The sequence below is a fragment of the Streptomyces sp. NBC_01198 genome (assembly GCF_036010485.1).
Taxonomy (GTDB): domain Bacteria; phylum Actinomycetota; class Actinomycetes; order Streptomycetales; family Streptomycetaceae; genus Actinacidiphila.
Window position 1 is genome coordinate 3,055,660 of sequence record NZ_CP108568.1, and the last position, 13,173, is coordinate 3,068,832.

Sequence of the window (13,173 nt, forward strand, 5' to 3'; positions counted from 1 at the left end):
GGTAGGTGCCACTCGCCGTGGCGTGCCTACCCGCGGCCCCGCTCGGGCTGGGCGCGCAGTTCCCCGCGCCCCTGACGGGCGCGTCCACCTCCGCGACGGTGGGCACCTGCGGGGGTAGGCCTGCCGCGGAGGGCAACCCCAGGGGTGCGGCGGCGAGACGTTGGTCAGGGGGAGGACGGGATCCCCGGGGGATGCGCCGGCATCGGCGGATACGGCGGAGGCGGGGGGATGGCCGGCGCCCGAGGCGACCTCGTGCGGGTCCAGGAGATGAGCGTCGCGGTCGGTACCGCCAGGACCATGGGCCAGGCAGCGGCGGCCGCCGCCGTGAGCCACCAGGTGGGCCCGAAGGAGGCCATCGCGCCCACCCCCATGGGCCCGCCCGCCCCGACCGCGAGGATCGCGAAGGCGAGGCCGCACACGGCGGAGGCACCCGCTGTGACGACCGCCGTCCGCTTGACCGCCAGCGCCGCGCGTGCGCAGCAGAAGGCCACCGCTCCCCCGGCGACAGCCGGCACCGCCAGGGCCGCCCAGCCCACCCCGTGGCCGCCCGCCGCGGGCAGCGCGGCCAGCAGCGGGAAGCGGGGCAGCAGCGGATGCGCGGACACGCCGCCGGGCGCGACCACGTGCCCGGCGCCCACGGCGAACCCCGGCCCGAGGGCGTACGCGGCGGACCACACCGCGACGTTCGGCACCAGCAGGACGCAGAGCAGCAGGACGGCGACACGCCCGACGAGCGACGCACTGAGCTGCGCGTACGTGTGACCGGCGGCGCCGTTGTGCCAGGCGATCGCGGCGCCGCCGATGAGCGCGCCGCCCCCGACGAGGACGGCGGTGGCCATGGCGCCGGCCCGTAGCGCGACGGCCGCGTCCGCGCCCCATGGCGCGTACCGTTCGAGCCGCGGCCGCCCGCTGCCCGACCACGCCCCCGCTGCGGTCGCCGCCGCCGCGAAGAGCGGTACGCACACCGCCGCCGAGACCACGTCGACCCGCAGCGGGCCGCTCGCGGTGTAGACGGTGACCGGCGCGGCGATACCGAGGTATCCGCCGAGCACCCACCCCGCGGAGCGGTACGTGCCGCTCGCGACCGCAGACGCGGTCCCCCGGTGCAGCAGCCATGCGGGCAGCGCGCTGAGCAGCAGCGGCGTGACGCCGATGGGGGCCGGCACCCCGGAGAGCGTGCCGTCGCGCACCAGGTCGGCGCCGTGCGCGAGCAGCCAGAGGCCGCCGGCGAGGTGCAGGGCGCCGTCGAGCCCGTTGTCGGGGAAGGGCGAGACGACCCAGAGCAGCAGCACGACCGCGGCGAGCCCGGCGAGTGCGAGCCCGGCCGCGGACGCCCCGGCCGCGACGGCCGACGCGCGGGCGGTGTTGCCCAGCCGACCGCTCCTGGTCCCGGCGCCGGAGCCGTACGCCTGTGGCTGTTCCGTCATTTGGGTCACGACACCCCATGGTGTCAAGAACACCCGTTTCGCCCGCGCAGCGGGCGTTTGATCGTCGTGTCGCCCATGATGTGCTGTATACGTGCTTTTGTCGGACCGTCGGATGAAAGGCTCACCGGTGAGCGGGCGCAAACGGCCACACAAGTCCCGGTCCAAGGCGGCCACCCAGGCCCCCGCGCCAGGTGCGGCCACGGCGCCGCTGCCGACCGCGGCCGGCTCGCCCATGACGGCGGGTCAGCCGACCACCACTCCGCCCGATTCCCCGTCCGGCCCCAAGACCGCCCGGCCGGGCAAACCGGGTCCCGCGCCTGCCCGCCCGAGCACACCCCAGCCCGGCCCCTTCCGCGTGCGGATCGTCTACCACCCGGTCGCCGCCACCGTCCTCCGGACCGAACCGGCCGAACCGGCCGAGCCCCTGGCGGTCGCCGCCGACGCCGAGGGGGCCTTCGACGCCCTCTACCTGCACGGCGCCGCCGCCCTGCGGCGGCAGGTCGCCGTGCTGACGGGGGACCGCGCCCTGGCGGCGCGAGCCGTACGGCGGGGGTTCGACCGGGCCTGGCAGGAGTGGCCGGAAGTGGCGCGGGACAGCGACCCGGTGGGCTGGGTGCGCGCGGCCGCGCACGCGTACGCGCTGGCGCCGTGGCGGCGCTCCCAGAAATGGCGGCGCCCCCGGCGGCGCCGCCGCAAGGCCCCGGCACCGGTCACGCTGCCGCAGGCGCTGGTGCGGCTGCACCCGGAGCGGCGGCGGGCGCTGCTGCTGCACGACGGGCTGGGGCTGAGCCTGGCGGTGGCGGCCGCGGAGGTCGAGGCGAGCACGACGGCCGTCGCGTCGCGGATCATCGGCGCCCGGCGGGAACTGGCCGCCGCCGCACCTGACGACTACGACGGCGGCGACGCGGCCACGCAACTGGCCGCCCTGCTGGCCGCGGAGCCGGACCCGCCCGGCGGGGAGCCGGCGCCGTCGGGCGTACGCAAGGCGAGCGAGCGCCGGTCGCTCCGGCGTACTGCCGCGGGCTTCGCCGTGGCCGGGGGCGTCGCGCTGGCCATCACCGCCGGGATGATCGCCGGACCGCACCACGGCGCACCGCCCCTGCGCGGCCCCGCGGCCCGGCACCAGACCGAGCCCTCCACCGGCGGCTGACCGCAGGACGGCGAACGGCGTGGGCCCGCCCCCTTCCCGGGGGCGGGCCCACGCCGTTGCCGTCGGGTGACCGGGGGTCAGCCGACGAGGAGCTCGCGGGCCAGCCGGGCGGTCTCGGACGGGGTCTTGCCGACCTTGACGCCCGCGGCCTCCAGGGCCTCCTTCTTGGCCTGCGCCGTGCCGGAGGAGCCGGAGACGATGGCGCCTGCGTGGCCCATGGTCTTGCCCTCGGGCGCGGTGAAACCGGCGACGTAGCCGACGACCGGCTTCGTCACGTTCTTCTCGATGAAGGCCGCGGCCCGCTCCTCGGCGTCGCCGCCGATCTCGCCGATCATCACGATCAGGTCGGTGTCGGGGTCGGCCTCGAACGCGGCGAGCGCGTCGATGTGCGTGGTCCCGATGATCGGGTCGCCGCCGATGCCGACCGCCGACGAGAAACCGATGTCGCGCAGCTCGTACATCATCTGATACGTCAGCGTGCCGGACTTCGACACCAGGCCGATGCGGCCGGGCTTGGTGATGTCGCCCGGGATGATGCCGGCGTTGGACTGGCCCGGCGTGATCAGGCCGGGGCAGTTCGGACCGATGATGCGGGTCTTGTTGCCCTTCTGCTGGGCCAGCGCCCAGAACGCGGCGGAGTCGTGCACCGCGACGCCCTCGGTGATCACGACGGCCAGCGGGATCTCGGCCTCGATGGCCTCGACCACGGCGTCCTTGGTGAACTTCTCCGGGACGAAGATGACCGTCACGTCCGCGCCGGTGGCCTCGATGGCCTCCTTGACGCTGCCGAAGACCGGGACCTCGCGGCCCTGGTCGAAGGTGACGGTGGTGCCGGCCTTGCGCGGGTTGACACCGCCGACGATGTTGGTGCCGTCACCCAGCATCAGCGTGGTGTGCTTCATGCCGGTGGCGCCGGTCATGCCCTGGACGATGACCTTGCTGTCCTTGGTGAGGAAGATAGCCATGGTTGTCTGAGTCCTCGTCCCTTACTTCGCGGCCAGCTCGGCGGCCTTGTCGGCCGCGCCGTCCATGGTGTCCACCCGCTGCACCAGGGGGTGGTTCGCGTCGGACAGGATCTTCCGACCCAGCTCCGCGTTGTTGCCGTCCAGGCGCACCACCAGCGGCTTGGTGACGTCCTCGCCCTTGGACTTGAGCAGCGCCAGGGCCTGCACGATGCCGTTGGCGACCTCGTCGCAGGCGGTGATGCCGCCGAAGACGTTGACGAAGACCGAGCGCACGTCGGGGTCGCCGAGGATGATCTCCAGGCCGTTGGCCATGACCTCGGCCGACGCGCCGCCGCCGATGTCCAGGAAGTTGGCGGGCTTCACGCCGCCGTGCGCCTCGCCGGCGTAGGCGACCACGTCGAGGGTGGACATGACCAGGCCGGCGCCGTTGCCGATGATGCCGACCTCGCCGTCGAGCTTGACGTAGTTGAGGCCCTTGGCCTTGGCCTTGGCCTCCAGCGGGTTGGCGGCGGCCTTGTCCTCCAGCGCCTCGTGCGCCGGCTGCCGGAAGGCGGCGTTCTCGTCCAGCGACACCTTGCCGTCGAGCGCGACGATCTTGCCCTCGCCGGTCTTGACCAGCGGGTTGACCTCCACCAGCAGGGCGTCTTCCTTGATGAAGACGGTCCACAGCTGCTGCAGCACATCGGCGACCTGGTCGGCGATGTCGGCCGGGAAGTTGGCGGCGGCCACGATCTCGGCGGCCTTCTCCGGCGTCACGCCCTCCAGCGCGTCCACCGCGACCTTGGCGAGCGCGTCGGGGTTCTCCTCGGCGACGACCTCGATCTCGACGCCGCCCTCGACCGACGCCATGGCCAGGAAGGTGCGGTTGGTGCGGTCCAGCAGGAAGGAGACGTAGTACTCCTCCTTGATGTCCGCGGTCTCGGCGAGCATCACCTTGTGGACGGTGTGGCCCTTGATGTCCATCCCCAGGATGGCCTCGGCCTTGGCGACCGCGTCGGCCGGGTCGGCGGCCAGCTTCACACCGCCGGCCTTGCCGCGGCCACCCACCTTGACCTGCGCCTTGACGACGGCACGGCCGCCCAGTCGCTCCGCCGCCGCGCGTGCCGCCTCAGGCGTGTCGATGACTTCACCGGCCAGCACCGGTACACCGTGCTTGGCGAAGAGATCCCTCGCCTGGTACTCGAACAGGTCCACGCGCGTCCGTCTCCCTTTTCCCTGGAATCCGCTGGAAGTAAGCCTGGATGTCACTCCGGCGTCGGCAGGAGGCTGCCGCCGTGAGTACAGCGCCACCTGCCGGCTGGGCGTGCCGCTACGGGCAGGGCGACGGCACGTCACCAGCTGTCACCAGGGAAGCGCACGCGGTGTCCGAGTACGCGGCATGTCCGTCTTGCAGGTTATCGCCGCGCGCCGGTGCGGCCTAAATCGCGGATCGGTTGTGCGCGGTGAGAACGGTCACAGACCGCCGTCCGCTTCCGGGTCTCACGCCTCGGGTATCGGAATGCGGCGCTTCTCGATCGCCGCGGCCATCACCTCGGGGAAGAGGTCGGGAGTGCAGGCGAAGGCGGGTGCGCCGAGCGCGGCCAGCGCCGCCGCGTGCTCCCGGTCGTAGGCGGGTGCGCCCTCGTCGGACAGCGCCAGCAGCGCCACGAACTGCACCCCCGACGCCTTCATCGCCGCCACCCTCTTCAGCATCTCGTCCCGGATGCCGCCCTCGTAGAGATCGCTGATCAGGACGACCACCGTCTCGGACGGGCGGGTGATCAGCGACTGGCAGTACGCCAGCGCCCGGTTGATGTCGGTGCCGCCGCCGAGCTGGGTGCCGAACAGCACGTCGACCGGGTCCTCCAGCTGGTCCGTCAGGTCCACCACGGCGGTGTCGAAGACCACCAGCCGGGTGTCGACGGACCGCATCGAGGCGAGCACCGCGCCGAAGACCGAGGCGTAGACGACGGACGCGGCCATCGATCCCGACTGGTCGACGCAGAGCACCACGTCCTTCTTCACCGAGCGGTCCGCGCGGCCGTGACCGACCAGCCGCTGCGGCACGACCGTGCCGTACTCGGGCAGGTAGTGCCGCAGGTTGGCCCGGATGGTGCGGTCCCAGTCGATGTCCTGGTGCCGGGGCCTGCTGACCTTCGCCGACCGGTCGAGCGCGCCGGTGAGCGTGGCACGCGTCCGCGTCGCGAGCCTGGCCTCGATGTCCTCGACCACCTTCCTGACCACGGCCCGCGCGGTCTCCTTGGTCGTCTCGGGCATCGCGCTGTTCAGCGACAGCAGCGTGCCGACCAGGTGGACGTCGGCCTCCACCGCCTCCAGCATCTCCGGCTCAAGCAGCAGCGCGGACAGGCCGAGCCGGTCGATGGCGTCGCGCTGCATCACCTGGACGACGGAACTGGGGAAGTACGTGCGGATGTCGCCGAGCCAGCGGGCGACCTGCGGCGCGGAACCACCGAGCCCCGCGCCCCGTTCCGCGCCGTGGTCCGGCCGCCCGCTGCCGGCCCCCGCCGAACCGTAGAGGGCGGCGAGCGTACGGTCCATCGCCGCGTCGCGCCCGGCCGGCTCGTAGCCGGTGCCGTCCGCCGCCGGGCCGCCGCCCAGCACCAGCCGCCAGCGCCGCAGCCGCTCCTCGGCGGACCCGGTGGTCCCGTGGTCAGTCATCCTGCGCCCCCAAGTCCCCGTACGAGCCGTCCCCGTGTGAGCCGTTCGCGTGTGAGCCGTCCCCGAGCGTGCCCAGGTCGGTCGTCGTGGTGGTGCCGAGCAGCAGCCGTACGGTGTGCGCCGCCGCCTCCGCCCTGGCCGGGTCGAGAGTGGCCCCGAACCCCGGCAGCCCGGGCTCCGCCGCTCCCCCGGCCGGCCGCCTGCCCGCCGAAGGACCGCGCCGCACCAGCTCGCCGACCGTGCGCCGCACCCCCGGCTCGAACTCGGCGAAGGTCCGCCGCAGCAGCGGCAGCACATCGCTGAACGCCTCCGCCGACACCCCGCACAGCCAGCCGTCCACCAGCGCCAGCAGCTTCTCGTCGTGCACCAGCAGCATGCCGCCGCCGGCCAGGAAGCCCTCGATCCAGCCCGCCGCCTCGGCCGGCCCCGCCCCGGCCGACAGTGCCAGGCCCATCAGCCGGGCCGCCTGGTCCGGCTCCAGCCGACCGTCGTCCATCAGCAGCCGGACGGCGGCGCCGCGCAGCAGGCCGGCTATGCCCCCGTCCCTTTCTGCCAGGGTCATCAGTGCGGCCGCCCAGCGGTCACGCAGCGCCGGGTCTGGCAGCAGGGCGATGGCCCGGTGCACCCCGTCGACCTGGGCGCGCATGGCCGCGGCGCCGTCCGCGTCCAATCCCGCGCAGGCCGGTGGCAGCCCGATGCAGATCCGCAGCGCCAGGCCCGCCGCGACCTTCCCGAGCGCCGCCGAGTCGGTGCCGCGCACGTCGCCGTACCGCACAGCCCGCACCAGCGCGGGCAGCGCCGCCGCCAGGTGCGCCACATCGGCGTCCAGCGCCGCCCGGTCCGCCAGCACGCGCATCACCACCGGCAGCGCGTCCGGCAGGCCGGCCAGCAGGCACGCCTCGGCGGTCGCGGTGACCTCGGCGAGGGTGCCGGAGTGCACCGCCGCGTCCGCAGCTTTCGCGGTGGCCGCCGACGCCACCGTCGTCCCCCAGATCCCGGCCTCGGCGACCCGCACCGCCAGCTCCGGCTCCCAGCGCAGCCGCCAGCTCTCGCGGAAGGTGCCTTTGTTGTCCCGGCCCCTGGCCGGCTCGCCCCAGCCGATGCCGAGCAGGGCAAGCCGGTGCAGCAGCCGGCTGCGGGCCGCGTCGGTGTCCCTGCGCAGGTCGAGGTCCACCTCGCGCTCCAGCGCCTCCGGCTTGAGACGCAGCGTGCGCTGCTGCCCGGCCAGGTCGCGGGCCAGCGGCACGGCGGGCGCGTCCGGCGGGACCTCGCCGAGCACGTCGCCGACCACCAGCCGGTCCCGTATCAGCGCCAGTGGCACGTCGGATCCGTCGCACATCACGGCCCGGATCGCGTCCGTCGTCTCGCCGAGTCCGGCCAGCGGCCGGCCGCGCATCGCGGCGAGCGTGTCGGCGAGCCGTACGGCCTCGATGACATGCGCCGAGGAGACCGGCAGATCCTCCCCCCGCAGCAGTCCCGCGACCTTGGTCATCCACCGGGTGACCGGCCGGTCGGGCGCCGTGAACAGGTGCCGATACCAGCCCGGCGAGTCGATCCCCGCGCCGTATCCGCTGGCCCGGGCCAGCCGCCGGTGCGTCCAGGGCACCCAGGTCGTCTCGACCTTCGCCTTCGGCAGCCCCTTGAGCAGCAGCCGGTCGGCGGCGACCGCCGTACGGCCGGCCAGCGCCGGCACGTGCCACGCCCCGCACACCACCGCCGTCCGCGCGTGTGCCCGTCGCGCCTCGCGCAGCCGGAGCCGCATATGCGCTTCCCGCACCGGGTCGTACGGGTGACCGCCGTCCCCGTGGATCGCCCGGATCGCCGCCATCGCCTCGCCGAGTGCGGCGAACGGCGCCAACGGGTCCTCCCCGCCGTCCGACCCGCCAATCGAGCCGGTGTCCGACCCACCGTCCGAGTCGCCGCCCCGGTGCTCGACCGCGTCCTCCCACCACCGCTCCGGGTCGTCGTATCCGGCCGTCTCGGCCAGCACCGCCAGCGGATCGACCCGCACGTCGATGCCCTCCCCCTCCGGGGCGGCGGCCGGGTCGGGCTCGTCGCCGGTCGCCGGGCGCAGGGCCAGGCTGTGGGCGGCGGGGAGGTCGATGAAGCGGACCTCGGCGCCCGCCCTCGCCGCCCACCGCAGCGCCACCCACTCGGGCGAGAACTCGGCGAACGGCCAGAAGGCCGCACGCGCCGGGTCGTCCACCACATGGGCCAGCAGCGCCACCGGCGGCCGCATCGCCGGGTCACCGGCCAGCGCGACCAGCGCGTCGGCCTCCGGCGGACCCTCGATCAGCACCGCCTGCGGCCGATACGCGTCCAGCGCGGCCAGCACCGCCCGGGCGGACCCCGGCCCGTGATGCCGCACCCCGAGCAGGACGACGTCCTCCGGAGCCGGGACCGCCGACAGGGCCGGGACCAGGGATCGATCCTGCGCGGGGCCGGCCGTCACGGCCGGGTCCGGGTCCGGGTGGGCGGCCGCGGCCACGGCGCGGGCCACGGCGGTGGCCGCCGCGCGGTCGGCGGCGTCCGGGAGGTCGATGGGCGAGAGCCGTTCCGTGGCGGGCGTCATGACGACACCTCACGGCAGGCACGGTAGAAGTCCTTCCAGCCGTCCCGCTCCCTGACCACCGTCTCCAGATACTCCTGCCAGACCAGCCGGTCCGCCGCCGGGTCGCGGACGACCGCGCCGAGGATGCCTGCCGCGATGTCGCCCGCGCGCAGCACCCCGTCGCCGAAGTGGGCGGCCAGCGCCAGGCCGTTGGTCACCACCGAGATCGCCTCGGCCGTGGACAGCGTGCCCGAGGGGGACTTGACCTTGGTGCGGCCGTCCTCCGTGACCCCGGAGCGCAGCTCGCGGAAGACCGTGACGACCCGGCGGATCTCGTCGGCGCCGCGGGGGGCCGCGGGCAGGTCGAGGCCATGGCCGATCTGGTCCACCCGGCGGGACACGATGGCGACCTCGTCCTCCGCGCTGGCGGGCAGCGGCAGCACCACCGTGTTGAACCGGCGGCGCAGCGCGCTCGACAGGTCGTTGACCCCCCGGTCGCGGTTGTTGGCGGTCGCGATGAGATTGAAGCCGCGGACGGCCTGCGTCTCCGAGCCCAGCTCCGGTATCGGCAGCGTCTTCTCCGACAGGATCGTGATCAGCGAGTCCTGCACGTCGGCCGGGATGCGGGTCAGCTCCTCCACCCGGGCGATCCGGCCCTCGGCCATCGCCCTCATCACCGGGCTGTGCACCAGCGCGGCACGGCTCGGTCCGTGCGTGAGCAACTGCGCGTAGTTCCAGCCGTAACGGATCGCCTCCTCGGGTGTGCCCGCCGTGCCCTGGACCAGCAGCGTCGAGTCGCCGCTGATCGCGGCGGCCAGATGCTCCGAGACCCAGGTCTTCGCGGTGCCCGGCACGCCGAGCAGCAGCAGCGCCCGGTCGGTCGCGAGGGTGGTGACGGCCACCTCCACGATCCGCCGGGGGCCGACGTATTTGGGTGTCACGACCGTGCCGTCCGGCAGCGTCCCGCCGAGAAGATAGGTGGCGACCGCCCACGGGGACAGATTCCAGCGTGCGGGGCGCGGGCGGTCGTCGGCGGCGGCGAGCGCGCCGAGCTCGGCCGCGAAGGCCTCCTCGGCGTGCGGCCGCAGGGCCTGCTCGACGCCGGCCGCGGCGCTCGTCGTAGCGGTCATGGCACTCCCCCACTCGTCGGAACGGACCCTCTCGATCCGTGCTGTTCCCACCATGCACCCCACCACTGACAATCTGTCACCGCCCGCTGTCCTCGCAGGTCAGGGCCGTTGTCAGTGGTCGGCCCTAGCGTGTTCCGCATGGAGGACTCGGAAGCTCGGTGGACAGCGGACCAGGTGCTCGCGCTCGCGCCTGACGCGGCATCACGCACGGCGGGCGCGCGGCTCGCGGCGCCCGCGCCGTGGTCGGGCACGGGCGCGACCGCCAGGGCGGTGTGGGGGCTGTGCGCGGGCAGCGGCAGCAGGCCGTATCAGACGGTGGTCGATCTGAGCGGACCGGCTTTCGCGTGCTCGTGCCCGAGCCGGAAGTTCCCCTGCAAGCACGCGCTGGGGCTGCTGCTGCTGTGGTCGTCGGGGGACGGCCGGCCGGCCGCCGAGGGGGCGGCGGCGCCGGAGTGGGCCGAGGAGTGGATCTCCGCCCGCCGGAAGCAGGCGGAGGCGGCCCCCGCGGCGGTTTCGGGGCCGGGTCAGGGACCGGCGGCGGCCGGCCAGGACGCGGCGAGGAAGCGGGCCGAGCGGCGGGCGGTCCGGGTGGAGGGGGGTGCCGCCGAGCTGGAGCAGCGGCTCACCGATCTGCTCAGGGGCGGTCTCGCGGGTTCCGACCGGGCCGGATATCAGGCGTGGGACGAGATCGCGGCCCGGATGGTGGACGCGCAGGCGCCCGGGCTCGCCTCGCGGGTGCGGGAGTTGGGGACGGTGGCCGTCTCGGGGGGCGACTGGCCGTCGCGCATGCTGGAGGAGACGGGCCTGCTGCATCTGCTGGCCCGCGGCTTCCTCGGCCGCCAGCGGCTGCCGGCGCCGCTGGCCGAGACGGTGCGGACGAGGGTCGGCTTCACCGTCGACTCGGCGGAGGTGCTCGCGGGGCCGCTGATCAGGGCGCAGTGGCTGGTCCTGGCGCAGTACGACACGGCGGACGAGCGGCTGACGACCCGGCGGATCTGGCTGTACGACGGGGTGGCGGAGCGGTTCGCGCTCGTCCTGTCCTTCGGGGCGGCCGGCCGCGCGCCCGAACTGACGCTCCCCGTCGGCACGGTGCTCGACGCCGAGGTCGCCTTCCACCCGGCCGCGGTACCGCTCCGCGCCGTCCTCGGCACGCGCTACGGCACCGGGCTGCCCGAGCGGGCGCCGTCCGGCACGGCGGTCGGCCCGGCGCTCGACTCCTACGGCACCGCCCTCGCCGACGACCCGTGGCTGGACGCCTGGCCCGTCCTCCTCACCGACGTCGTGCCCCTCCCCGGCCGGGACCGCTGGCATCTGGCGGACGCCGGCACCGACGCCGCGCTGCCGCTGCTCGGCACCGATCACTGGCGGCTCGCCGCGATATCCGGTGGGCGCCCCGTCACCCTCTTTGCCGAGGCCGGGGCGACGGGCCTGCGCCCGCTCGCGGGGTGGACGCGGGCGTCGCCGAGACCGATCGCCTTGTAGGGGGACAGACGCTGGCCGACCTCAGGAGACGCAAGGACAGCCGCGCCGCACGGCGCACCGGCGGGATCGGACGCGGAGGGACTCGGATGGACATCGGGTGGGACGACCTCGTCGGAAGCGCGCTGCTCGGGACGGAGCGGCGGCGGCCGAGCGGTGTGGTGGGGGACGCGGAGGAGGCCGCCGCGGGGCTGCTGGACGCCGCGGCGGCCGGGGTGGTGCGGCGGCGGGCCGGGCTGCGGCCCGGGGTGGCCGGGGAGCGGCCGGCCGTGGCGGTGGCGGACGGGCGGGCGGAGCTGCCGGACGCGGCACGGCAGCGGCTGGGGACGCTGCTGTCCGACCGCAGCGCCGGCAGCGGCGGCCATCGGCGCGGTTCGGCGCCGAATCTGGCCGAGCTGCTGCCGCAGTGGCTGGCCGCCGCCCGCGAGGAGGGATACGCGGCGCCGCCGGAGATGCTGCCTGCGCTGCTGGACGCGGCCAGGGCGAGGACGGACCTGCGGGCGGACGCGCTGGCCTTCGCCGGGCCGCGCGGCCATTGGCTGGCGACGCTGAATCCGGACTGGAGATACGCGCTGCGTGCCGGTTCCGGGGCGGTGGCCGGCCCGGAGCCGGAGGGTCCTGAGCAGGTGGAAAGGCTGTGGGAGGAAGGGCTGTTCGCCGAGCGGGTCGCCCTGCTGACCCGGCTGCGGCTGACGGCGCCGGACACCGCGCTCGAGCTGCTGGTGGCGACGTGGAAGAGCGAGCGGGCCGAGGACCGGCTGATGTTCCTCGACTCGCTGCGGACCGGGCTGTCCGCGGCGGACGAGCCGTTCCTGGAGCAGGCGCTGGCCGATCGCAGTCGCAACGTACGGGCGACCGCAGCCGAGTTGCTCTCCGCGCTGCCGGAGTCCGCGCTGGCCGCCCGGATGGCCGGCCGCGCCCGCAGCTGCGTGTCGCTCGGTCCTGACGGCATCGTGGTGGAGGCGCCCTACGAGTGCGACGCGGCCATGGAGCGGGACGGGGTGGCTCCGCGGCCGCCCAACGGGAGGGGCGAGCGGGCGTGGTGGCTGGGCCAGCTGGTGGACGCGGCACCGTTGTCGACCTGGCCCGCGCGGTTCGGGGGCCGCACGCCCGAGCAGATCATCGCGCTGCCCGTGCTGGACGACTGGCAGCCGGACCTGCACGCGTCCTGGTGCCGGGCTGCCGTGCGGCAACGGGACGCCGGGTGGGCGCGAGCGCTGCTCGGGCCGCCGCCCGCCGCGGCCGCGCCGCTCGCGGCGGTCGGTGACCCGGCGAAGCTGCTGTCCATACTTCCCGAGGCGGAGCGGGCGGAGTGGGTGGCGGCGTTCATCGCGGCGCACGGGCTGTCCGAGGCGTTCCAGATGCTGGGGGTGTGCGCGGTGCCGTGGGCTGCGCCGCTGGGACGGGCGGTGGTGGACGCGCTGGACATCGCGCGGGACGCCGGCAGCTACCCGTGGAGCTTCAGCGGGGTGATGGGACTGGCCGAGCGCTGCCTCGATCCGGCAGCGGCAGCGCAGGTCGCTGCGCTGGCCGGGGGTGGGGAGGAGCCGCCCGACTCCGCGCCGGGCGCGACCGCCTACTGGGGGGAGGCCTTCCAGCGGCTGAGCAGCACGCTTGGGCTGCGCGCCGCGATGCTGGGCGAACTGCGTTCGGGTTGAGGGGGTGGCCCGCCGGCCTGGCGCTGCGGGAGGGCGCCGGGACCTTCCCCCGGCGGGGGTAGGTGGGTCCGTGCCACCTGCGGTGGCGGGCTTGGCTGCTGCCCGGTGGGGGTTGCGCGCGCAGTTCCCCGCGCCCCCGGGGTCCGTGCCACTTC

The 13,173-nt window shown here is 75.1% G+C and carries 9 protein-coding genes; 3 read left to right on the forward strand and 6 right to left on the reverse strand.

What is annotated here, in order from left to right; genetic code table 11:
- Positions 1-164: 164 nt before the first annotated feature.
- A complete protein-coding gene (locus OG702_RS13550; RefSeq protein WP_327289137.1) occupies positions 165-1,427 on the reverse strand; it encodes a cell division protein PerM in 1,263 nt (420 codons plus the stop codon).
- Positions 1,428-1,554: 127 nt separating this feature from the next.
- On the opposite strand from OG702_RS13550, the gene OG702_RS13555 reads away from it, so the two are divergent.
- Positions 1,555-2,577 (forward strand): hypothetical protein, encoded by a 1,023-nt coding sequence (locus OG702_RS13555; RefSeq protein ID WP_327289138.1) that lies wholly within the window; start codon positions 1,555-1,557, stop codon positions 2,575-2,577.
- A 77-nt stretch (positions 2,578-2,654) separates the two neighbouring features.
- On the opposite strand, the gene sucD is transcribed toward OG702_RS13555, so the two are convergent.
- The 5 genes from sucD to OG702_RS13580 all read right to left on the reverse strand — a co-directional run bounded on the left by sucD (position 2,655) and on the right by OG702_RS13580 (position 9,881).
- Complete coding sequence (gene sucD / locus OG702_RS13560; protein ID WP_327289139.1) at positions 2,655-3,542, reverse strand: succinate--CoA ligase subunit alpha; 888 nt, start codon at positions 3,540-3,542, stop codon at positions 2,655-2,657.
- A 21-nt stretch (positions 3,543-3,563) separates the two neighbouring features.
- Positions 3,564-4,736: an ADP-forming succinate--CoA ligase subunit beta gene (gene sucC, locus OG702_RS13565; RefSeq protein ID WP_327289140.1), complete on the reverse strand. Its 1,173-nt coding sequence runs from the start codon at positions 4,734-4,736 to the stop codon at positions 3,564-3,566.
- A gap of 285 nt (positions 4,737-5,021) precedes the next feature.
- Positions 5,022-6,200: a VWA domain-containing protein gene (locus tag OG702_RS13570; RefSeq protein ID WP_327289141.1), complete on the reverse strand. Its 1,179-nt coding sequence runs from the start codon at positions 6,198-6,200 to the stop codon at positions 5,022-5,024.
- Positions 6,193-8,772, reverse strand: a complete 2,580-nt coding sequence (locus tag OG702_RS13575) for a DUF5682 family protein (RefSeq protein ID WP_327289142.1) — start codon at positions 8,770-8,772, stop codon at positions 6,193-6,195. Before OG702_RS13575 ends, OG702_RS13570 begins: the two co-directional genes overlap by 8 nt.
- On the reverse strand, positions 8,769-9,881 hold the full coding sequence (locus OG702_RS13580) for an ATP-binding protein (RefSeq protein WP_327289143.1): 1,113 nt from the start codon (positions 9,879-9,881) through the stop codon (positions 8,769-8,771). Before OG702_RS13580 ends, OG702_RS13575 begins: the two co-directional genes overlap by 4 nt.
- A gap of 138 nt (positions 9,882-10,019) precedes the next feature.
- On the opposite strand from OG702_RS13580, the gene OG702_RS13585 reads away from it, so the two are divergent.
- Positions 10,020-11,363: an SWIM zinc finger family protein gene (locus OG702_RS13585; protein WP_327289144.1), complete on the forward strand. Its 1,344-nt coding sequence runs from the start codon at positions 10,020-10,022 to the stop codon at positions 11,361-11,363.
- Between the two features lie 86 nt (positions 11,364-11,449).
- Positions 11,450-13,018, forward strand: coding sequence for a DUF5691 domain-containing protein (locus OG702_RS13590; RefSeq protein WP_327289145.1), 1,569 nt, complete (start codon positions 11,450-11,452; stop codon positions 13,016-13,018).
- Positions 13,019-13,173 lie beyond the last annotated feature (155 nt).